This is a genomic window from Flavobacterium pisciphilum (assembly GCF_020905345.1).
In the GTDB taxonomy this organism is placed as follows: domain Bacteria; phylum Bacteroidota; class Bacteroidia; order Flavobacteriales; family Flavobacteriaceae; genus Flavobacterium; species Flavobacterium pisciphilum.
Map to the genome: position 1 here is coordinate 3,368,701 of NZ_JAJJMO010000001.1, position 23,547 is coordinate 3,392,247.

Here is a 23,547-nt window from a genome sequence, read left to right on the forward strand (position 1 = left end):
ACGTTTGACTTGTCGGTTTTTTTATGTTTTAAAGCGTAATTAATTATATTTTTTTACGCATTCTTGCTACAGGAATATCAAGCTGCTCACGATATTTTGCAATAGTTCTTCGAGCAATAGGGTATCCTTTTTCTTTTAAGATTTCAGCAAGTTGATCATCTGGAAGAGGTTTTCTTTTGTCTTCTTCTTCAATTGTATTTTGTAAAATTTTCTTGATTTCTAAAGTTGAAACATCTTCACCCTGATCGTTTTTCATCGCTTCAGAAAAGAATTCTTTTATCAATTTTGTTCCATAAGGGGTTTCTACATATTTGCTGTTGGCAACACGCGAAATAGTCGAAATATCTAACCCAACCATATCAGCGATATCTTTAAGAATCATTGGTTTTAGCTTGGTTTCATCACCCTCTAGGAAGTATTCTTCCTGATAATGCATAATCGCATTCATGGTTACGTATAATGTTTCCTGACGCTGACGAATAGCATCTATAAACCATTTAGCCGAATCCAGTTTTTGTTTTATAAATTGTACTGCATCTTTCTGTGCCGTCGATTTATCTCTGGAATCTTTATACGTCTGCATCATTTCTTGATAATCTTTAGAAACGTGTAGTGATGGAGCGTTTCTTCCGTTTAAGGTCAATTCAAGCTCACCATCAACAATGCGTATTGCAAAATCTGGAACTACATTCTCAGTAACTTTATTGTTTCCTGTAAATGCACCTCCCGGTTTAGGATTTAATCGTTCTATTTCATGAACTGCTTTTTTGAGCTGCTCATTCGAAACATTGTATTTTTGTAACAGTTTATCGTAGTGCTTTTTTGTAAAAGCATCAAATTGATTTTCGATAATATCGATTGCCAATTCTACATATTCTGTTGGAGTTCTGTGTTTTAATTGTAATAATAAACATTCTTGTAAATCACGTGCACCAACGCCCGAAGGTTCTAGTTCATGAATTACATGTAACATTTTTTCGACCATGGCTTCATCGGTATAAATACCTTGCGTAAACGCCATATCATCTACAATGTCTGGAATACTTCTTCGAATGTATCCCATATCATCGATGCTTCCTACAAGGAACTCAGCTATTTCACGCTCTTCATCAGTTAAGATAAAAGTGTTTAACTGATTGATTAAGTCTTGATGAAAGCTAACGGGTGATGCAAAAGGAGTTTCACGCTCTTGATCGTCATCACTATAATTATTGGCTTGTGTTTTGTAATCTGGAGTATCGTCGTCGCTTAGATATTCGTCGATGTTAATATCATCAGCTTCGATTCTGTCGGACTCTGCATCATCATAATCATCGTATTCTTCATTTGAAAATTCATCAGCTTCGTACTCTTCTTCTTTTCCAGCTTCTAAGGCTGGATTTTCGTTCATTTCTTCTAATAAACGTTGTTCAAATGCTTGCGTAGGCAATTGAATTAACTTCATCAGCTGAATTTGCTGTGGAGATAATTTTTGGGATAATTTTAAATTTAAAAATTGCTTTAGCATTTATTTTTGTTTGAAAGTTCAAAGTTTCAGACTTCAAGTTAGGGGTAACTCGAAGTCTGAAACTTAAAACATTTTTTACTTTACTTCTTCTTAAAATTCTGCATTTCCAGGAGTTCTTGGAAAAGGAATTACGTCACGTATGTTTGTCATTCCTGTTACGAACAATACCAAACGCTCAAATCCTAAACCAAACCCAGAGTGAGTTGCTGAACCAAATCTTCTAGTATCTAAATACCATGATAATTCTTCTTCGTCAATCTCTAATGCTTTCATTTTTTCTATTAAAACGTCATAACGTTCTTCTCTTTCTGAACCACCAACGATTTCTCCAATTCCAGGGAAAAGGATATCCATTGCACGAACCGTTTTTCCATCTTCATTTAAACGCATATAAAACGCTTTTATGTTCGCTGGGTAATCAAATAAAATTACTGGACATTTAAAGTGTTTTTCAACCAAGTAACGTTCGTGTTCTGATTGTAAATCAGCACCCCACTCGTTGATGATATAGTTGAATTTTTTCTTTTTATTTGGAGTTGATTCTCTTAAAATGTCAATTGCTTCAGTATAAGAAACACGTTTGAAATTGTTTTCTAATACGAAGTTTAATTTTTCTAATAAAGCCATTTCGCTTCTTTCAGCCTGAGGTTTTGATTTTTCTTCGTCTAATAGTCTAGTTTCCAAAAATTTCAAATCATCCTGACATTTGTCTAACGCATATCTAATTACATACTGAATAAAATCTTCAGCCAAATCCATATTGTCATCCAAATCATTAAAAGCAACTTCTGGCTCAATCATCCAAAACTCAGCCAAATGGCGAGAAGTATTTGAATTTTCAGCTCTAAAAGTTGGTCCAAAAGTATAAATTTGGCCTAATGCCATTGCATAAGTTTCTCCTTCTAATTGTCCAGAAACTGTTAAGTTTGTTTCTTTTTCAAAGAAATCTTCTTTGTAATTTACCTTTCCATCTTCGGTTCTTGGTGTGTTGTCAAAAGGCAAAGCAGTAACTTTAAACATTTCTCCAGCACCTTCAGCATCAGAACCAGTGATGATTGGTGTATTTACATATACAAAACCTTTTTCTTGAAAATAGCTATGTACAGCATATGATAATACCGAACGTACACGCATTATTGCTCCAAACATATTCGTACGTACACGCAAATGTGCATTTTCACGTAAGAAGTCTAAGCTTGGTTTATTTTTTGGTTGTATCGGAAATTTTTCAGCATCCGAATCTCCTAATATTTCTAGTTTTGCAACTTGAATCTCAACACTCTGACCAGCACCTTTACTTTCTATCAAAGTTCCAGTTACCGATACCGCAGCACCAGTAGTGATTCTTCTTAAAGTTTCATCTGGTGTATTCTCAAAATCAACAACACACTGTATATTATTAATGGTAGACCCGTCATTAAGAGCGATAAATTGATTGTTTCTAAATGTTCTCACCCAACCCTTTGCATTTACTTCCTGAAGCGTCTTTGTACCGTTTAGTAAGTCTTTAACTTTAGTATGTTTCATTTTAAGTATAAAATTGATATTAAAAATTGTCTTTCAATCGAATTGCAAATATAATCGAAATGTTTGTAAATGCCATAAGGAGTTGTGAAGTAAGGAGCTATTTACTTTATCAATTTGTTCAACTCCTGTCCCGCTATTCGCTATATCTTTATGTTTTTAAAGAAAAAACATAAAGGATGCCACTGCTATCGGGGCTAAGTGAGATTGTTTTAAATAAAAAAGCCAGTATTAATGTAATGTGCATAATTAAATGCAACTACAATCAATACTGGTTTTGAGTATAAAGTAAATGTTTTTTAAAATTAAATTATTTTAGCTCGCTCCTATAGCAGTAAGTATGATGGCTAATAATACAAGAGCTGCTACCATTATAAAAATAACTTTTGCAATCTTCATGACAATTACATGGAAAGGACTTTTGGGTCTTATTCCTACTACTTTTCCATTATGTCCATTTACATACATTTGGTTTATTTTACCCTTATACTCATAGGTAAGTATATAAAGAGGTAATAAAATATGCTTGAACTTAATATCGTTATATTGAGATTGAACAGATTTTATCTTTAAACTTCTATCGCCAGATTTCGATAAGATATTATTTCTAATCGATTGATCAATAACTCCTTTCGCTAGATAAAAACCTTGCTTTAGATCGGTTGTGTATTTCTCAACAATATAGTCTTTTAAATACTCATCATTAGTGTTGGCTAGGTTTTTTGTGTTCCAAGGCCCTGCCTGTGCTAATAAAGCGTTGTTTGTGTTTTTTGAAGCAGGAACCAATATATCATCAAAGAAAATTGAAATGTTACCTGTAAAAGATTGTGTGTAAAATTTATCGCCGTTTTTTTGTGTTTTCTCTAAAAGATAATTAGAATTAGTCTGGATATCATACGTCCAATGTGGAACATATAGGCTTGTTAGTGTTATTGATGAAGACTGAATCTCTTTTGTATACCAAGTGTCTTTAGCCCAATTAAAAGCCAACTCTTTCGCTTTCTGTTTGTCAATTTTAAAAGGCAATAAATAAGTGGGCTTAATCGCGCGGTTTTCTTTTGTATCGCCTTCAATTAAAGGGGTACTACAGTACGGGCAATTAGATGATTTTGCATTTATATTTACAGTTGAAGCAGCACCACAACTTTTGCATTGTAATGTTTCTTCAACAACAGAATTTGCTGCTTCTAGTTTTTCAAGATAGGCTACAAAATCAGTTTCTTCAACAATAGTTTCTTCCTTCGGAATATTGTTTTTTGCGTTACAATATTCACACACTAAAGTAGTAGTACCAGGCTTATATTTTAATCCAGCTCCACAATTAGAGCAGTCGAAAGCTTTTAAGGTTTCATTTTTTATTTCGGCGTTTTCCATTTTATAAGTTAGATGTTAGGTAGAGGAGGAGGGGTTTGAGAAAATAAATTTTGCAGTTCAGGAACAGTTGAGGCTTTTTGCCATCCCGTCATTCCTTGATTCCATACCAAGCTATCCGCAGAAAGTTGTTTGTTTTGAATTAAAGCTAAAAGTTGGTTTTCATTAAAAGGTCCTGACTGGGCATTATTAATAGCTACAAAAAATGTTTTCCCTTCTGTTGGTAATGGAGGGGGCATTTGGTGAAATGAGGTCGAAAATGAAGATTGCGTTGAAGATGAATTTTGTGATAAATCATCAAAGGATTGCATCATTTGTCTTGCCATATTCATGCCTGTTCCAAAACTAAAAGCAGTTCCCGCTATTCCAGAAGGATTTTCGGCAGCCTTTTCTATAGATTGGGCTGTTTTATACTGCGTAAACTTTTTCATGTCAACTTTGTTAAGGCGGCTTAGTTCAAAAATCTCTTTCTTAACTTCATCAGGCATAGAGGTGTTTTCGAGTAAAAACTTGCTAAGTTCTATTCCATAAACAGCAAAATCATCCTTCATGATACCTAAGATGGTAGCCGAAAGCTCATTGGTGTTGCTTACATAAGATTCTATAGGTAAGTTAGCTTCTCCTATTGCATCAGTAAATCGAGAAACTATAATGCTTTTTAATTGTTCTGTAATTTCGTTAGTCGTAAATTGACCATCAGTACCAACAATTTCTCGGATGAATTTTTGAGCATCAACAATTTTAAAAGTATAGGTTCCGAAAGCTCTAATTTCAAGCATACCAAAACGTTCATCATTTAAAATTAGTGGGTTTTTTGTTCCCCACTTTTGGTCAATGAAATTTCGAGTGTTTATAAAGTAAACTTCTGCTTTAAAGGGGCTATTAAAATCATATTTCCAACCTTTTAAAGTAGATAGTATAGGTAAGTTTTGAGTATTTAAGGTATATGTTCCAGCATTAAAAATATCTGCAATTTTACCTTCATTCATAAAGATTGCTTGCTGACCTTCTCTGACGATAAGTTTACTATTATTTTTTATTTCGTTCTGAAATCTTTCAAATCTATAAACAAGTGTATTGTTGCTATTGTCTATAAATTCGATAATATCTAGAAACTCATTTTTTAGTCTGTCAAATATTCCCATTTTAGTTTTGATTTATTTTAAATTCAAATGTAAGAATAATTTATTCTCTTGTTTTAAGAAAAAAACTTTTATTGTTCTCAAAGCCTTTCCAGTTTTGGCTTTTTTAAATGTTGAATTAACTAAATAAAAAGAATGAAATAGGTTAATCAGATAATTATGAATAAGAAAGCGGCCTTGACTAGTAGAAAAACAAAACCCCGATAGAGATTTAAATCTATCGGGGTTTTTTGTAATTTTTTTCAATGATTAATTTCGTCTTCCTCCCATATATATTGAAACATAATATAACAAAGTGGCAATCGAACCAATAGCAGCTACTACGTATGTTCTAGCAGCCCATTTTAAAGCATCTTTTGCACCGGCTTGCTCTTGTTGAGTAAGCATTCTTTTATTTTCTAGCCATGCAAGAGCACGATTACTTGCATCGTATTCTACAGGCAAAGTCACTATCGAAAATATAGTTGTTGCAGCAAAAATGATTATCCCGATCAATAATAATTGCGGAAAAGTTTTAAGCATTAAAATACCTGCAAGCAAAATCCATTGCATATAAGAAGAGGCAACGCTTACAATTGGCACTAGTTTAGAACGCATTGTTAGCCATTGGTAACCTACAGCATGTTGTACAGCATGTCCACATTCGTGAGCAGCAACTGCAGCCGCTGCAGCATTGCGCTGGTTGTAAACAGCTTCGCTTAAGTTTACTGTTTTATCTGCTGGGTTATAGTGGTCTGTTAACTGGCCTGGTGTCGAAATCACTCTTACATCACGAATCCCATTATCAGCAAGCATTTTTTCCGCAATCTCAGCACCAGTCATTCCGTTTTGTAATTGCAATTTCGAATATTGTTCGAATTTACTTTTTAGTCTTGAACTAACTAACCAGCTAAATAGCATAATTGCTCCAGCAAGAATTAAATAACTCATTCCCATATCATTTGTTTTTTAGTTTATTATTTAAAGTTACTAGATAAATAGCAATTTCTGAACCAAATTAAAAAAATGTCATTTTGTCACCATAAACTTTATTTAGTTTAGAAGGTTATTTTTAAGAAGATGAATCATCAATTCGGCAACATTTTTCATTTTGTATTTCTGTAAAATATTTCGTCTATGCGTTTGTACAGTTAGAAAGCTTAAAAATAATTCATCTGCAATTTCCTGAGTTGATTTCCCTTTAGAGAGTAGCATAACGATATCTTTTTCTCTACGACTAAGGCTTGGGACCTTTTCTAAATCTTCAGATAATGGCTGGCTAATAATTGTTTTGACTTCATCGCTAAATACAATTTCACCATCAATGGCTTTATAAATACAAGACTTGAATTCTTCGAATGAAGCATTTTTAAGAATATATCCATTTCCTCCGTTCTGGATAAACTGCATTACCAAACTCCTTTCAGACTGGCTGCTCATACCAATAATAATAGTTTTAGGATACTTCTGTTTTATTGTTTTACATAAATCGACACCATTAATTACGGGTAAAAAAATATCCATTAAAATAAGATCTACTTCATTCGTATCAATATAATCGTGAAGTGTAATACCTGAATCTAATTTTTGCACGATTTCAATCGCATCCAAATCATTTAAAAGTCCAGCGATTCCAGAAATCACTATTGGATGATCGTCTACAATTACAGTTTTATATTTAGTATTCATTATAGTTTTTGTTTAAACTTTTAATTCGATATATACCGAAGTTCCTTTCTCTATAGCACTTTCTATTTCTAGCTTTCCATTTAAAAATGCCACCCGATTTTTAATGTTTCGTAATCCCATTCCTTGTTTATTTTTAGCTTCGGTAATATCAAATCCAATTCCGTTGTCTTCTACCGTGATAAAAAAAATATCTTTATTTTGAGAACAAGAAATCAAGATGTTTGAGGCATTGGCATATTTCAACGCATTGTTCAACAATTCTTGAATTATTCTATAAATCATGATCTCAAAATGTTTTGGTACGTTTGATTTTTTAATTAAATACTGAAACTCCACATCGGTTTTTGCATTAGAATTAGCCAAGCATAAATCTCTTAACGCGTCTTCTAAACCTAATTTCAAAAGGCTTTCAGGCATTAAATTCTGCGAAATATTTCGAAGTTCTTTTATCGATTCATTCAGTAATAAATTAATATTTGGGGCATTCACTGCATTTTCTTTATCCGCTAAATTTAAATGAATCTTTAATCCAGAAAGCATACTTCCGAGTCCGTCGTGTAGCTCTCTTGCAATTCTTTTTCGTTCTACTTCTTCACCTTCGATCAAGGCATTCGAAATGGATAATTTCTGTTGATTTTCAAGTGCCCTTAAATCCTGTTGATGATTTCGTTCTTTTTGAAAACTTAATTTCTTCTGATTTTTATTCAAGATCCATAAAAACAAAACTGTAAGAAATAAAAGAAAAGACAATACAGCAAAAAGAACAGAATTCAATTTATTATTATTCGCTAATAAAATGGAATTCTTATTTTCAGACTGAAGTAAGGATATTTTCTTCTCACTCTCTGCTTTCTTATATTTTGCTTCAAGTTCTATAATTTCATTTTTAAACTTAGTGCCATTCAGACTGTCATTGATAATATTGTATTTGTTTGAATAGAAATAGGCTTTATTGTATTCTTTAGTAGCGTTATACACTTTTGCCAATTCATTATAATAATCCTTTTTATCTATAATAGAAGGCGTGTTTTCTATAAGATAATCCAAATTACTTCTGGCTTTTGAATAATTTTTTAATTTAAAAAGAACTTGATACTCTGCAAACTTTAATCGATTTAAAGCAATGAAATTTTGATGTTCTTCAGCTGATTTTATTCCTTTTTTATAACTTTCTAATGCATTGTAATTTTTATTTTGTTTTGCATAATAGATTCCTTCCGAATAAAAATAAGAATCGTTTAAGTTGGATTTGGGAAATTTTTTTAAAGTAGAAAATGCTTTGTCTAATACTTTTTTTGCATCGTAAAAATGCTTAAGCTCAACGAGATTTTCAGCATTAATAATATAGGTTTCCATTTTTGACTCTGCGACTGTTGGTGTTTTTTTTATTGCTCTTTCAATATAATTTTGTGCTTCATTTAAATATTCACTTGCCTTTTCACGTTCATCATTATCCATAAAAATAATTGCAACGGCCTTATATAAACTACTTATAAGCTCATAATCACGGCTTTTTTTTGCAATAGGAATAGCTTCATTCACCAGCAGTTTCATGTATTCTCTTTCATTGTTTTTTTGTTGCTGTATGACTCCATAATTATGCAGTATACTAGCTCGGAATCTGTAAGCTTCGGTATTATTATATTTTTTAAATCTTTTATTAGCCTCAAGAAGTGTATTCTCAAATCCTTCTGTGTCACCTTTATCCATAAAGCTAAAGGAATTATAATAGAGTGCTATGTCGTTTAAATATGGAGATTTAGTTTTAAGTCTATTTGCCTGAGCAAGGTACTTTTTAGATTTTTCGATATCCTGAACAATTAAATACAGTTTTGACAATCTAAAACTATAAAGACTTTTTAAGCTGTCTGATTTTATGTCTTTAGTGACTTTAGCAATACTATCAATATAAGGAGAATGATCTTCAAGGGAAAGGATAACTTGAGAATTTGTAATGACTGATATAAATAGGAATAGTATATAAAAGTAAATCTTCTTCATGAAACGGTATTTGCTCAAATTTATTAAAATTTAAAATATTCTAAAAAAAATCATCTTTTTTTACCTGATATCAGGTAATATAAAATACATTTTATCAGGTATTGCCCTCTTTTTAGTTAGCTTTTAACTTTGTCATTAGCAAATATTAACTATTAACGAATTTAATTATGAAATCAATTTTGAAAACTTTAGCGATTGTAATGACTCTTGCTTTTACAGTAGTGTCTTGCAGCAGCGACAAGGATAATGACGGTGATCCAGTGTCAGCTTCAAGAGATGTAAAATATGAAGTAACTGGGAATTTTGGAGGAGAACTTAGTGTGATTTATATGGAAAAAAGCACTGCTCCACTTAATGAAGATATTGAGAAATTACCTTGGACTAAAGAGTTTACAGCCAATCCTGATGCTACTGGAGCATCAATGAATGTAAGTGGTAATGGAGGGGTTAAAGGACAAACTCTAACAGGTAAGATTTATGTTGGAGGAAAAGTGGTTAAAGAATTAACTGCAACAGCAGATAACAGTGGGATTATTATACTAATGCCAGGTACTTATGTTTTTCCTAGATAAGGAAGCATAAGAATAATAAAAAAGAGCGGTTTGTAATTCTACAAACCGCTCTTTTTTTGCTTAATGGGCATTTTTGTATTACTGATTGGAGTTTAATTGATTGTTTATTGTTTCAAATTTGGCAATCAGACTATTGATTTTATTTTGTTGTTTTTTGATTTCTTTGGGTCTTAGATAAAACCAAGTAAAACCAATCCATGCTAACATTACACCGTATGAAAAAATTCCCCAAAAAAGAGTCATTTTGTACACGTACTCATACATATACAAGCTTAATCCAGATCCGAGTAGTATAAAGTACAAACTCAATATGGTGGATTGTAAAAATTGTTGCTTTGTTTTAATGCTAACTAGTTTTCGTAGGTATTCGTTATTGCTTTGTGTGCTATCAATGTTTTGATAAGAGAGAATTAATTTATTGTAAACGAATAAATACATGACCATTGCCAGAACAGTTAGAATAATTCCAATTTTAGTTGAGATAAATTGTGGTTGATAATGATACCAGATGAAAACAATAAACGCACATGTTGTAAGGAGTATTATGTTTGTGATAATTAATATTCTCAAACTAACTCTTTTAAAATGTTTTAGTTTAGAAAGTAATTCCTCTATGTTGGGTTGACTTACAGATTGTTTTTTCCATAAATCTTTAAAGTCTATATTATTGTCCATTTTCTTTGAATTTCTGAGTTAGTTTTTCTTTTATTCTATGAATTTTCACTCTTGTATTAGCCTCAGTAAGCCCAACAATACTAGCTATTTCGGCTTGTTTTACGTCTTCGAGTTCTAATGAAATAATAATACGGTCGGTTTCAGGTAATTCGGCAATACATTTATATAAAAATAGGATTTGAGGTTCTAACGATTCCTGCTTTTCTTCGGTAATATATGTAGGTAATTCTGATTTTTGAAAACGTTTATCCTTTTCTATTTGACGTAAACAATTGTTAGACGCAATCCTGAAAATCCAAGTTCCTATACTTGCTTCATTGCGAAAAGTATCAAGTTTTTTCCAAACAATGATGAATGTTTCCTGAGCTAAATCCTGAGCGATATCGTAGTTATTTACATAACCCATACATAAACGAAATACCTTTTGCCAGTATAATTTGTATAGTTCTTCGAACGCCATTATTTAGCTTTTATAAAGTTGTTTAAATGGTTAAAATAAAAGTCTTTGTCATCATACATGATAAAATGTAAACCTTTGTTCGCATATTGAAGATTGGCTTGTTTTAAGTTTTTATATTGTGCTTCAATAGCAGGTTTTAAATTTACAAAATAAGACTCAAGCAATATTAATGATGGACATTTTATAGCTGCAATTTTCTCTCTTAAATCTGTATTTGAAAAATCACAAAATATCTCTCCAAAAGTTTTTCTGTCAGATTTTACACTCCAACTAAGTAACAAATCGTATTTTGAAGTATCCTCAGAAAGTTTTGGAAGATATTTTTTTTGATTCTCAGAAAATTGATTATCACTAATACTAGTCATTTGATTAACAATCGGAGTGCAATCATTATTTTCTTTTGATTTAAAAGTAGGATTCATCAAAGCAGCCAAACAAGGTAGTGCATCTACAACTACAATTCTGTCAACTAAATTCGGATAATCTGCTGCGATTGCTAGTGCTAATCCACCACCCATGCTATGTCCAATTAGTATTGGTTTTTCGATTTTATTGTCTTTTATATAAGTGGCAATTGCATCTTCCCAATTTTTGAATGAAGCGTTTGGTTGTGGTTTGACTCCGGCGAAACCAGCCATTGTAAGTGTGTAACAAGTGAAATTCTTTTCGAAGTTAGCCTTAGTGTCGTTCCAAACTTCTCCTGAAGAGGCAAAGCCGGGAATAAATAAAATAGCCTGTTTCCCTTTTCCTGATTTAATAACCTCAAACGGATACGATTTTGTTTGTGCAAACACATTTAAACATACTGCTGAAAATAATAATGCAATAACTAAGATGATATACTTTTTCATTTTAATGGTTTTAAATTGTTAATTAATCAAATTCGCCTTTTGGATACAGAAACAATTAAAATGTTACAAAAGTTAAAATATTTTTTTCAATTAATTGATTAAAAACACATTGAGGCTTTTAAATACAATAGTTTTAAACAAAAAAATCCAAATCCCAACATACATTGGAATTTGGATTTTAAATATTTAAAGCAGGAATTGTTATCCTACTAAGTTGATTATTTTTCCAGGAACAATAATTACTTTGTTAGGCGTTCTACCATCCAATTGTTTTAAAGTTCTTTCATCTTTCATAATGATTTCTTCGATTTGAGCTGCGGTTAAATCCAAAGGCAATTCGATTGTGAAACGCATTTTTCCATTAAATGAAACTGGGTATTCTTTGCTGCTTTCTACCAAATATTTAGGTTCAAAAGTAGGGAATGCAACAGCTGCAATAGATGTTGTGTGCCCTAATAATGACCATAGTTCTTCTGCAATATGTGGAGCATAAGGCGAAATTACAATTGCCAAAGGTTCTAATACTGCACGTGAATGACAGTTTTGGGTTGATAATTCGTTTACACAAATCATAAACTGAGAAACAGAAGTATTAAAAGAGAAATTTTCGATATCTTCTACTGCTTTTTTAATGGTTTTATGTAATGATTTTAAGTTGTCTTTTGTAGGTTCGTCATTAGTAATAATCAAACCATTGTCATCAAAATACAAACGACATAATTTCTTAAGGAAACCAAATACTCCCGAAATACCTGCAGTGTTCCAAGGTTTAGCTTGCTCTAATGGACCTAAGAACATTTCGTACAAACGTAATGTATCAGCTCCATATTCATTACAAATATCGTCTGGTGTAACTACATTGTAATATGATTTCGACATTTTTTCAACCTCGCGACCTACTACATATTTACCATTTTCATCCGTAATAAATTCAGCATTTTGGAAATCATCTCTCCAAGCTTTAAATCTTTCAATGTCTAATTCATCAGATGAATTTACCATTGAAACATCTACTCGAAGTGGTTGTACGCTCTTGTCTTCAATTTTATTTTTAGATACAAATGTATTTGTTCCTTCAATTCTGTAAACAAAAGCAGTTGTACCCAAAATCATTCCCTGATTAATCAGTTTTTTGAATGGCTCTTCAGTAGGAGCAAAACCTTTATCTTTTAAGAATTTATTCCAGAAACGAGAATATAGTAAATGTCCAGTTGCATGTTCGCTTCCACCAATATACAAATCGACACTTTCCCAATAAGCTAAAGCTTCTTTGCTAGCAAATTCAGTTTCGTTATGAGCATCCATATAACGCATCCAATACCATGAACTTCCTGCCCAACCTGGCATAGTATTCAATTCTAAAGGAAAAATCGTTGTATGATCTACTAAATCTGTATTGACAACTTTATTTTGTTTGGTATCCCAAGCCCAAACAGCTGCATTTCCTAAAGGAGGCAAACCGTCTTCTGTTGGTAAATATTTCTCAACTTCTGGTAAAATGATTGGCAAATGTTGTGCATCAATCATTGTAGGCAATCCGTTTACATAATAAACTGGGAAAGGCTCTCCCCAATAACGCTGACGTGAAAATACGGCATCACGCAAACGGTAATTGGTTTTTCCAGTTCCTTGGTTGATTTCCTCCAAAGCGATAATTGCTTTTTGAGTGGCTGCTTTATAATTTAATCCGTTTAAGAAATCAGAATTAGCGATTTCAACATTGTCTTTAGAACCGTAAGCTGCTTCAGAAATATCAACATTTGCGAAGATATTTTTGATTTCTGGCATTCCGTTTTGACCTTTAAAGAAATTTGTAAATGCATAATCTCTTTCGTCTCCACAAGGAACCGCCATTACAGCACCTGTTCCATATCCAGCTAGAACGTAATCACCTATCCAAACCGGAATTGGTTCTTTGGTAAAAGGATGTTCAGTATAAGCTCCAGTAAATACTCCAGAAATAGTTTTTACATCAGCCATACGCTCACGTTCAGAACGTTTTGCAGTTTTTTCGATATAAGCTTCAATTGTTTCTTTTTGTTCAGGAGTAGTAATCTCGGCTACCAAAGGATGTTCAGGAGCCAATGTCATAAAGGTAACTCCAAAAATAGTATCAGGACGAGTGGTAAAAACTTCAATGAATTTTACATCCGACTTATCACTATTTACTTGAAACTTCACCATTGCACCAACCGATTTTCCAATCCAGTTGCGTTGGCTTTCTTTGATGCTTTCGCTCCAGTCGATATTATTAAGACCTTGTAACAAACGTTCTGCATAAGCAGAAATACGCATGCTCCATTGTGTCATTTTTTTACGAATTACAGGATAACCACCACGCTCAGAAACTCCGTTAATGATTTCGTCATTTGCTAAAACCGTTCCTAAACCAGGACACCAGTTAACTTCAGTTTCTGCTAGATACGTTAATCTGTATTGTAATAGTATTTTTTGTTGCTCATCTGATGAAAAAGAGTTCCAATCATTAGATGTGAAAGGAGCGATATTGTCATCAGAAACGGCATTTACAGTTGCATTTCCTTCATTTTCGAAAACAGCAATCAAAGTCGAAATATCTTCAGCTTTATCTGAATTCTTGTTGTACCAAGAGTTGAACAATTGGATAAAAATCCATTGTGTATGTTTATAGTAGTCTGGATTTGAAGTACGGATTTCTCTGTCCCAATCAAATGAGAATCCAATTTTGTCTAATTGTTTTCTGTATCCAGCAATTTGCTTACCTTCTTTATCTACACCACCATCGATGTTTACACGAGTAGTATCTTCTGGACGTTGCCCCGTTTGTATCGCATATTGTTCAGCAGGCAATCCGAAGCTATCATAACCCATTGGATGCAAAACATTAAAACCTTGATGTCTTTTAAAGCGAGAATACACATCAGAAGCAATATAACCTAGCGGATGTCCTACGTGTAATCCTGCTCCAGATGGATAAGGAAACATATCGAGTACATAATGTTTTGGTTTTTCGGAGTTATTCTCGGCTGCAAAAGTTTTATTGTCTGCCCAATATTTTTGCCATTTGGCGTCTATTTCAATCGGATTGTATTTCATGTCTAAGGTTCAAAGTTGCAAAGTGACAAAGTTTTAAGGTTTTTCCACGATGAATTATAAGTTCGCAAATTTACATTTATTGTGGATTGTACCAAAGTAATTCTTTCAGATATAATAGAATGATAAAAATCAGTATTTAAATAACCATGAATATTTAATTTTACACTTCTATGATGTAGATAAGTGTTTTTTATCTTTTTAATAAATAAGTAATTCAAAGAATAACTTCACTTAGAAATGGATTGTTTTAGTATTGATTTATAAAGAATAAAATGGGTAGTAGCAAAAAATATTCTATCAAAGTGCGACTTTGGATTGAAGAAGCCGAAGGCCCATTTTTAGGAATTGGGAAAGTTTGGTTATTAGAAAATATTAAAAAAACAGGTTCTATAACCAATGGTGCCAAAGAAATGAAAATGGCATATCGACAAGCGTGGCAATTGGTTGAGGAGATGAATCAGAGAGCAGAATCACCTTTGGTAGAAAAACTTCTAGGAGGCAAAGGGGGTGGAGGTGCACGACTAACTGAAGCTGGAGAAACAGCAATTGCAGTTTTTTATGAAATCGAAAAACGAATCAGAGATTATGCTGAAAAAGAAGTACAGAATTTAAAGTTCTAAATTTTTTAATATTCAGTATTCATTTTAAAACATATTGAAAATTGTTATCTAATTGTGGATCGCAAATAAAAACACCAACTATCAGTGTTCTTTTAAAAACATACTGATTAATTATTAAAATTATGAAATTAAAGATTTTAACTTTTTTACTATTTCCACTTATTGGTTTATGCCAACAAAACAATTCGGTTGCAACTGATTCTGTAAAAAATGCCAATATGTTTATGTTAGGTGAGGTTGTTATAATAAACAACAAAACTAAAGATACGTTAAACAGAGTGACGACCAAAAAAATGGAATCACAAAATAAAATGAATGTTTCTCAAGCCTTAAATATGCTTCCGGGAGTAAGTTTAACCACTTCGGGACCTAGAAATGAATCTATGGTTTCGATTCGAGGATTTGATTTAAGACAAGTTCCTGTATATATGGACGGAATTCCGGTTTATGTTCCTTATGATGGTTATGTTGATCTGGCTCGATTTACCACTTTTGATTTGGCAGCAATAGATGTTTCAAAAGGATTTTCATCAGTACTTTATGGTCCGAATTCGCTCGGAGGTGCTATTAATCTTATCTCGAGGAAACCTTCTAAAATATTAGAATATGATGGGTCGTTTGGGATGATTAATTCAAATGGGTATAAAGGGAATATTAACCTAGGGTCTAATTTTGGTAAGTTCTATGTTCAGGGTGGTTATTCTTATTTACACCGCGATTCATTTAGGATGTCTTCTAATTATGTTTCTTCAAAAAATGAAGATGGGGGAAAAAGAGACAATTCCTATCAGACTGACCAGAAAATTAGTTTTAAAGTAGGGTGGACTCCCACTGAAAAAAGTGAGTATGCAATAGGGTATATTAATCAGAAAGGCGAGAAAGGAAGTCCTGTTTATACAGGGAATGATATTCTTAATGCACTTTATGCAAAGCCTCGTTATTGGCAATGGCCAAATTGGGATAAGGAGAGTTATTATTTTATTTCCAATTCAAAATTTGATGACAAGAACGGTTTTAAAGCAAGAGTATATTACGATAGATTTAAAAACAAGTTAGATAGTTACGATGATAACTCCTATTCTGCCCAAACCAAACCATATGCATTTCAGAGTAATTATAATGACTATACTTATGGAGGGAATTTGGAATACCACACCCAGATAATTCCGAAAAATGATTTCAAAATTGCATTTCATTTTAAAGAAGATGTACATAGAGAGAATAACCTTGGAGAACCAGTGCGTAATTTTACAGACAATACAATCTTGATTGGAATTGAAGATGTTTATAAAATTTCAAATAAACTAACATTAGTTCCAGGTGTGAGCTACAATATCAGAAAAAATAAAGAAGCAGAAGATTATAATAGTACAACAAAAGTAATTTCAGATTATCCAACAGCTGAAGCCAGTGATGCTTTCAATGCGCAAATAGGTGTTTTTTATATGCTAAATGAAAATCAAAAACTAGGAGCTACGGTTTCTCAGAAAACACGGTTTGCAACAATCAAAGACCGTTATTCATACCGAATGGGAACAGCAATTCCCAACCCAGATTTAAAGCCTGAAAAAGTAGTGAATTATGAAATAAATTATACAACAAACCTTTTTAGTAAAATAACATTTCAAACTGCTTTATTTTATAGCAATCTTACCGATGCAATTTTAAATGTGAGTAATGTTGCCCCAGGAAAATCGCAAATGCAAAACTTTGGTAAAGCTGAATATATGGGAGTAGAAGCACAAGTGAATTATTCGATCCTGCAAAATTTATCTTTGAATGTTAATTATACTTACATTGAAAGGAATAATTTAACTGATCCAACGATTCACTTTACTGATGTGCCAAACACAAAAGTGATGGGTATATTAGAATATCAGCCTATTAAATTATTGAAGTTAATCGTGAACTCTGAGTTTAACTCCTCTAGAATTAGTACTAGTTACGGTACGAGAGTTTCAGATTATACGCTTTTAAATATGTATGGTTCAGGTAAAATCGCTAAAAACTTTAGTATTGATGCTGGAGTAAATAATATATTCGATAAAAATTACAGTCTTGTAGAAGGATATCCTGAGGAGGGGCGTAATTTTTTTGTAACACTACGTTTTTTTAACTCTAAATAATTATAAAATAAATCAAATTCATATGAAAGTACAAACTTACATTCTAGTTCTTTTTATTGCATTAACATGCAGTATGTGTAATACTTCTAAAAAAGAAGATGTTGTTGCTACGGAAAAAAACACTGCAATGGGAAAAGAAAGTTGTAGTTCGCCATTAACAGTTGCTGATAGTTTAAAATTGGTTAATCATCAGATTGAAGTAAAAGGGGAAGTTGAGTTTCCATTACAATTAATTGTAGATTCATTGCGTAAAATGAAAGTAGCGACAATATCTGATTTTAAAGTGATCTGTCAGAGTGGAGGAGTTAAGAAAGATGACAAAACAGCTAAAGGAGTATTGCTAAAAGATATTTTGGAGAAGGCTAAAATCAAACAAAGCGGACATAAAGACCGTAACTTTTATATCGTAGCTAGAGCTTCAGATGGTTATATGGCTACATTTTCATGGGCAGAAATTTTCAATAATCCAACGGGAGAAAATGTCTATGTTCTTTTTGAAGAAAACGGAAAACCTGTAAGAAATGGAGAGATGATTATAATTTGTAAAAATGATATTAAAACAGGTCCACGTCATGTGTCTTGGCTTAAAAGCATTGAAGTTTATAAAGTAAAATAGTTTTTTTCAAGGTTTAAAGCAGTAAAGCGACATAGATTCAAAGCTTCAGACACAATAATAATACGTTCGCAAATTTGTATTTATTGTACGAAAGTTAAAACTTTGGTCGTTATTAACTTTAAATAATGAAATTCTTTATTATTTTTACCACATAATTTAAGCAAACTATGAGTTCTAACTTTGATAAATTTCAAAAACGCAGGTTAATTTCCTCTTATTTTTCGGTTGTATTAAGTGTATTTCTGGTTTTATTCCTTTTGGGAGTACTAGGATTATTTATTATTAATTCTAAAAAACTAGCGGATGACTTTAAAGAAAAAATCGCGATGACGGTTTTCTTTAAGAACGAGGCTAATGATAGTATCATAAAAGCATTCAATGCCGAATTAAAAAGAGCTCCTTTTGCAAGATCATTTGTTTATGTAACTAAAGAAGAGGCAGCTAAACAACATACTGATATTATTGGTGAAGATTTCTTAACATTTTTAGGAGAAAATCCATTATTGAATTCATACGATATTCACTTAAAAGCAGACTATGTAGTTAAAGATAGTATTGCTAAAATAGAAGGTCGCTTACGTAAAAATGTTATGATTTCGGATATTGTTTATGATAAACAATTGGTGAATTTGGTGAATGATAACATCAAGAAAGTAAGTATGTGGATTTTAATTGTGAGCGGGTTTTTGACTGTAATTGCGGTACTACTTATTAATAGTTCATTACGTTTATCAATACATTCAAATCGATTTATCATTAAAACAATGCAAATGGTTGGTGCTACAAAATCGTTTATTCGTAAACCATTTGTAATGCGAAGTATAAAATTAGGACTAATTGGTGCTGGTTTGGCAATTGTTGCTTTAGTTGGACTTTTGATTTACGTAGATACGAACTTCCCGGGACTTGGAATACTGGAAGATAAAGCACTTATCGGACTTGTTTTATTGACAGTTCTAGGAATCGGAATTTTAATAACTTGGTTAAGTACACACTTTGCAACCCAACGATTCTTGAATTTAAGAACTGACGATTTATATTAATAAAACACTGATTTGCCTTTGATCTTGTTCAAGGTGACAAAAAAATAAAAATGAAAAATAAAGAAGAACAAAATAAAAAGGAATTTCTTTTTGATAAAGTAAATTATAAAATTTTATTGATTGGAATTGGTGTAATTGCATTAGGTTTTATCCTGATGGCAGGTGGTGGAAGTAATGATCCAAATGTTTTTAATGAAGCTATCTTTAATTTTAGACGTATTCGTTTGGCCCCAACTACTGTTTTAATAGGTTTTGGAATTACAATTTATGCTATTCTTAAAAATCCTAAAAAAGCATAAATGAATACTTTACAAGCTATTGTTTTAGCCATTATTGAAGGAATTACAGAATTTTTACCTGTTTCTTCAACTGGCCACATGATTATTGCCTCATCTTTTTTTGGAATTGCCCATGATGATTTTACAAAACTATTTACAATTGTAATTCAGCTAGGAGCTATTCTTTCGGTAGTAGTTTTGTACTTCAAACGTTTTTTTCAAACACTTGATTTTTATTTTAAATTATTGGTTGCCTTTATACCAGCTGTTGTTTTAGGATTATTATTAAGTGATTTTATAGATGGTTTATTAGAAAATCCAGTAACAGTTGCAATTTCACTTTTAATAGGAGGACTTATTTTATTAAAGGTTGATGAATGGTTTAATAAACCAAATACAGCTGAAACTTCACAAGAAATAAGTTATTTGCAAGCTTTTAAAATTGGATTGTTCCAGTGTTTGGCAATGATTCCAGGAGTTTCAAGAAGTGGTGCAAGTATAGTAGGAGGAATGTCGCAAAAATTGTCAAGAACAACAGCTGCAGAGTTTTCATTCTTTCTAGCAGTTCCGACCATGTTTGGAGCTACTGCAAAAAAATGTTACGATTATTATAAAGCTGGATTTGAATTATCACATGATCAGGTTAATTTATTGATTATAGGTAATATTGTTGCTTTTATAGTAGCACTTTTGGCAATTAAAACCTTTATAGGATTTTTGACTAAAAACGGATTCAAAGTATTTGGATACTACCGTATTATTGCAGGAATTGTATTGTTGTTAATACATTTCTTTATTCATCCGCTTACCATTATATAATGATTACTCCCGAAGATTTTTTAAACGGACAAATTTTACTGATAGATAAGCCTTTAAATTGGAGTTCTTTTCAAGCAGTGAATAAATTAAAATACGCATTAATAAATAAAGTTGGACTTCCTAAGAAATTCAAAATTGGTCATGCAGGAACGTTAGATCCTTTGGCAACTGGATTATTGCTTATTTGTACTGGGAAGTTTACCAAAAGAATTGCAGAGTTACAAGGTCAGGCCAAAGAGTACACTGGTACTTTCTTTATTGGAGCTACGACACCTTCTTATGATTTAGAAACCGAAATAGATCAAACTTTTCCAACAGAACATATCGATGAGGTATTGATTCATGAAACGGTAAAGCAATTTTTGGGCGAAATAGATCAAAAACCACCAATATATTCGGCTATTAAAAAAGATGGAGTTCGTTTGTATGAGCATGCTCGTGCAGGAGAAACCGTTGAAATTGCAAGTCGAAAAACTACAATTCACGAATTTGAAATTACAAGAATTGCACTTCCAGAAATCGACTTTAGAGTGGTTTGTAGTAAAGGAACTTATATTCGCTCACTTGCCTTTGATTTTGGAAAAGCAATGAATTCAGGCTCGCATTTAACAGCTTTACGAAGAACCAAAATTGGAGACTACGATGTAAAGAATGCTACTGATGTTACTTTGTTTGAAGAGAGTTTATAAAGACTTTTATTTTGAATAGCAGCTTCTAGATATATCTATGAGATTGTTTTAAGATTCTTGGTTTCGTTTTTTTTTTGTAATTTAGAATTATGCTTTGAAAACAAAAAATATGAAGAATCTATTTCAGATGGTTTTTTTGATATTGACAATGTCGTGTTATTGCCAAATTAAAAATCAAAAAATTGTATCTACTGATATTGATAATTTTTGGAATGCTTACGAGAAAATTATTTCTACAAACGATAGCGTAAAACAATATAATTTTTTGAAAGAATTATATATTGACAAAGGAACCCTAGGTTTAAAAAGTTTAATAGAAGTTCGAAATTATACTTCAAAAGATTTCATTAATGCTATAAATAAATATCCTAAATTCTGGAATTCGTTAAAGTTAAACACTTTAAATTGCGAAAATCTTTATCCAGAAATTGAAGCTGATATTAATAAACTCAAAGAAGCTTACTCTAGTTTAAAACCTGCAACTATTTATTTTTCTATTGGGGCATTTAGAACCAATGGTACTGTGCGAGAGGATCAGATTTTAATTGGAAGTGAGTTGAGCTTGGCAGATGAAACTACTATTATTGATGAATTACCTCAGTGGAGACAGTCTTTTTACAAAGAATATAATCCAAGAAAAAATATTGCGTTGCTATGTACGCATGAGTATATACACACGCAACAAAAAGAATTAGTTGAAAAATTACTTTCAATGTGTTTGTACGAAGGTGTTGCTGAGTTTATTTCTTGCAAAGTAACGGGTAAGGAAACAAATACTCCAGCAATAGCATATGGGAAAAATAATCAAAACAAAGTAATAGAGCAATTTATTTCAGATTTATATATTGTAACTAATAATTATAATTGGTTATGGGGTGAGAATAAAAACACTTTAAAAGTTAGGGATTTAGGGTATTATGTTGGTTATGAAATTTGCGAGCGTTACTACAATTTATCAAAAGACAAAGTTAAGGCTATTAAGGATCTTATAGAGCTTGATTATAATGATGAAAAAGAAGTAGAACGAATCGTCGATGCGACAAAACTATTTCCAGAAAGATTAGAAAAATTAAAACGCAATTACGAAAAAATGCAACCAACAGTTGTAGCAATATCGCCCTTTAAGAACGGTAGTAAAAAAGTAAAATATGGATTAACTGAGATTACAATCACTTTTTCAGAGTCATTAAACGGATATAATACAGGTTTAGATTTTGGGCCACTAGGTAAAGAGTTTTGCCCAAAAATAGAAGCTGAAAAAACTTGGACGGAAGATTTTAAATCTTGGACTTTTAAAGTTGATTTAAAACCAAATCAAAAATACCAAATTTTAATTACAGATAGTTTTAGAAAGCAAAACGGAATAAGATTAAAGCCGTATTTGATGGAGTTTCAAACTGGTGAATAATCCATACCTTATAAAAACAACAAAGCACATTACAATAAAGATAATGTGCTAAGTCATAATTTTAAAAGTATTGTTATTCATACTGTGCTTTTAGAAGTTAATAATGAGACATGTTTTTCCCTCCGAATAAAAATGTCGAAAAAAAATTGTAAAACCTTTCAAATAACTTTTTCATAATAGGTTGTTTTTAAATTGTTAGACATTAAATAAACACTAATAAAAAAAGCAAATAATAGAAATGGGATTCTTGCTACAAGATACGATTTTTTTTATTAAAAACAAATAATTTTAAGCATTAGTTATTTGTTGTCAGTATGTTAGGTGTTTTTTGGTCTTGGAGGTTTATGTTGTAATGATTAAAATTGTGATTGTATTTAACGGTTTCCCATTATTTCCATGATCTCATTTTGAGTTGAAATTCCTTTATCGTGCAAGTACCACAATTGTAAATTTGTTTTGACAGTTTCATCAAATGCTCCAAACTCTTTTTTGTAGTTATTCACTAATTCGCTTGCACCTTTTGGGCGAGGCCCCCAATCAGCAAGAACTTCAAGTTTTTCTTTGTCAATTATAATTAACTTCGGAATTGCTTTTCCTCCATTTGTTAAAAACAAATTCATTAGATCTGGATTTTCATCACGAAGTACAATTTTTAGTTCGATTTTATCATTAGATGCTGCTGCCATTTTATAAATAATTGGTAATAATTGTGCAGCATCTCCGCACCAACCTTCAGAAATAACGAGCCAAATGTAGTCTCTATGAAGGTTTTGCAGCTTAGAAATTGTTGTTTCGGTAATTTTTATTGTTTTTTCTAACCGATTCATTCGAGTTTCGTTCAAACTACTATAATGTGTTAGATCTACAGACTGTTCGGATCCTGTTGATTTTCCTTCTGCCAATAAATCAGTAACTAGTTTTCGATATTCGATGTATGAATAGCTGTTGGACAGTGCATTGGTGATACTCTTTTGCATAAATTTATTTTTTTATGTGGAATACAAAATTACAGATTTAAAAGAAATGGATACTGATTTTTGTCATATTGCATCCTAAATGTATTATTTAAATCAAGCTTTTTAAGTAAAAGATAGAAGATAAA

General features: G+C 31.8%; 21 protein-coding genes. 9 read left to right on the top strand and 12 right to left on the bottom strand.

Going from position 1 to position 23,547, the window contains the following annotated elements:
• Positions 1-43 precede the first annotated feature (43 nt).
• The 7 genes from rpoN to LNQ49_RS14355 all read right to left on the bottom strand — a co-directional run bounded on the left by rpoN (position 44) and on the right by LNQ49_RS14355 (position 9,213).
• Positions 44-1,507 (bottom strand): RNA polymerase factor sigma-54, encoded by a 1,464-nt coding sequence (gene rpoN, locus LNQ49_RS14325; protein WP_229989677.1) that lies wholly within the window; start codon positions 1,505-1,507, stop codon positions 44-46.
• 90 nt (positions 1,508-1,597) lie between these two features.
• Positions 1,598-3,034, bottom strand: a complete 1,437-nt coding sequence (gene asnS / locus LNQ49_RS14330) for an asparagine--tRNA ligase (RefSeq protein WP_229989678.1) — start codon at positions 3,032-3,034, stop codon at positions 1,598-1,600.
• Positions 3,035-3,346: 312 nt separating this feature from the next.
• A complete protein-coding gene (locus LNQ49_RS14335; RefSeq protein ID WP_229989680.1) occupies positions 3,347-4,405 on the bottom strand; it encodes a TFIIB-type zinc ribbon-containing protein in 1,059 nt (352 codons plus the stop codon).
• 8 nt (positions 4,406-4,413) lie between these two features.
• On the bottom strand, positions 4,414-5,547 hold the full coding sequence (locus LNQ49_RS14340; RefSeq protein ID WP_229989682.1) for an SPFH domain-containing protein: 1,134 nt from the start codon (positions 5,545-5,547) through the stop codon (positions 4,414-4,416).
• 246 nt (positions 5,548-5,793) lie between these two features.
• Positions 5,794-6,480 carry a zinc metallopeptidase gene (locus tag LNQ49_RS14345; protein WP_229989684.1) on the bottom strand — a complete coding sequence of 229 codons (687 nt, stop codon included), beginning with the start codon at positions 6,478-6,480 and terminating at the stop codon, positions 5,794-5,796.
• A 96-nt stretch (positions 6,481-6,576) separates the two neighbouring features.
• Entirely contained in the window at positions 6,577-7,212 is a 636-nt protein-coding gene (locus LNQ49_RS14350; protein ID WP_229989686.1) for a response regulator, read from the bottom strand.
• 12 nt (positions 7,213-7,224) lie between these two features.
• Entirely contained in the window at positions 7,225-9,213 is a 1,989-nt protein-coding gene (locus tag LNQ49_RS14355; RefSeq protein WP_229989688.1) for a tetratricopeptide repeat-containing sensor histidine kinase, read from the bottom strand.
• 167 nt (positions 9,214-9,380) lie between these two features.
• Here LNQ49_RS14355 and LNQ49_RS14360 point away from each other — a divergent pair, with 167 nt between their 5' ends.
• Positions 9,381-9,785 carry an MmpS family transport accessory protein gene (locus LNQ49_RS14360; RefSeq protein ID WP_229989689.1) on the top strand — a complete coding sequence of 135 codons (405 nt, stop codon included), beginning with the start codon at positions 9,381-9,383 and terminating at the stop codon, positions 9,783-9,785.
• Positions 9,786-9,863: 78 nt separating this feature from the next.
• Here LNQ49_RS14360 and LNQ49_RS14365 read toward each other — a convergent pair whose 3' ends face one another.
• From LNQ49_RS14365 to leuS, 4 genes are all read right to left on the bottom strand, one after another.
• On the bottom strand, positions 9,864-10,460 hold the full coding sequence (locus LNQ49_RS14365; protein ID WP_229989690.1) for a hypothetical protein: 597 nt from the start codon (positions 10,458-10,460) through the stop codon (positions 9,864-9,866).
• Entirely contained in the window at positions 10,450-10,920 is a 471-nt protein-coding gene (locus tag LNQ49_RS14370; protein WP_229989691.1) for an RNA polymerase sigma factor, read from the bottom strand. Before LNQ49_RS14370 ends, LNQ49_RS14365 begins: the two co-directional genes overlap by 11 nt.
• The gene (locus tag LNQ49_RS14375; RefSeq protein ID WP_229989692.1) at positions 10,920-11,771 is read right to left on the bottom strand and encodes an alpha/beta fold hydrolase; all 852 of its coding nucleotides are present in this window, start codon (positions 11,769-11,771) and stop codon (positions 10,920-10,922) included. Before LNQ49_RS14375 ends, LNQ49_RS14370 begins: the two co-directional genes overlap by 1 nt.
• A gap of 201 nt (positions 11,772-11,972) precedes the next feature.
• Positions 11,973-14,846: a leucine--tRNA ligase gene (gene leuS / locus LNQ49_RS14380; protein ID WP_229989693.1), complete on the bottom strand. Its 2,874-nt coding sequence runs from the start codon at positions 14,844-14,846 to the stop codon at positions 11,973-11,975.
• 272 nt (positions 14,847-15,118) lie between these two features.
• Between leuS and LNQ49_RS14385 the strand changes: the two genes are divergently transcribed.
• The 8 genes from LNQ49_RS14385 (at position 15,119) to LNQ49_RS14420 (ending at position 22,445) form a co-directional block, all read left to right on the top strand.
• Entirely contained in the window at positions 15,119-15,466 is a 348-nt protein-coding gene (locus LNQ49_RS14385; protein WP_229989694.1) for a winged helix-turn-helix domain-containing protein, read from the top strand.
• 122 nt (positions 15,467-15,588) lie between these two features.
• Positions 15,589-17,592 carry a TonB-dependent receptor plug domain-containing protein gene (locus tag LNQ49_RS14390; protein WP_229989697.1) on the top strand — a complete coding sequence of 668 codons (2,004 nt, stop codon included), beginning with the start codon at positions 15,589-15,591 and terminating at the stop codon, positions 17,590-17,592.
• Between the two features lie 22 nt (positions 17,593-17,614).
• The gene (locus tag LNQ49_RS14395) at positions 17,615-18,208 is read left to right on the top strand and encodes a molybdopterin-dependent oxidoreductase (RefSeq protein WP_229989698.1); all 594 of its coding nucleotides are present in this window, start codon (positions 17,615-17,617) and stop codon (positions 18,206-18,208) included.
• Between the two features lie 167 nt (positions 18,209-18,375).
• A complete protein-coding gene (locus LNQ49_RS14400) occupies positions 18,376-19,251 on the top strand; it encodes a cell division protein FtsX (protein ID WP_229989700.1) in 876 nt (291 codons plus the stop codon).
• Positions 19,252-19,301: 50 nt separating this feature from the next.
• The gene (locus tag LNQ49_RS14405) at positions 19,302-19,550 is read left to right on the top strand and encodes a DUF3098 domain-containing protein (RefSeq protein WP_229989702.1); all 249 of its coding nucleotides are present in this window, start codon (positions 19,302-19,304) and stop codon (positions 19,548-19,550) included.
• Positions 19,551-20,348 (top strand): undecaprenyl-diphosphate phosphatase, encoded by a 798-nt coding sequence (locus tag LNQ49_RS14410; RefSeq protein ID WP_229989703.1) that lies wholly within the window; start codon positions 19,551-19,553, stop codon positions 20,346-20,348.
• Between the two features lie 2 nt (positions 20,349-20,350).
• On the top strand, positions 20,351-21,037 hold the full coding sequence (gene truB / locus LNQ49_RS14415; RefSeq protein WP_229991338.1) for a tRNA pseudouridine(55) synthase TruB: 687 nt from the start codon (positions 20,351-20,353) through the stop codon (positions 21,035-21,037).
• 109 nt (positions 21,038-21,146) lie between these two features.
• Entirely contained in the window at positions 21,147-22,445 is a 1,299-nt protein-coding gene (locus tag LNQ49_RS14420; RefSeq protein WP_229989704.1) for a DUF2268 domain-containing putative Zn-dependent protease, read from the top strand.
• A 374-nt stretch (positions 22,446-22,819) separates the two neighbouring features.
• Here LNQ49_RS14420 and LNQ49_RS14425 read toward each other — a convergent pair whose 3' ends face one another.
• Positions 22,820-23,422: a thioredoxin family protein gene (locus tag LNQ49_RS14425; protein WP_229989705.1), complete on the bottom strand. Its 603-nt coding sequence runs from the start codon at positions 23,420-23,422 to the stop codon at positions 22,820-22,822.
• Between the last annotated feature and the right edge of the window lie 125 nt (positions 23,423-23,547).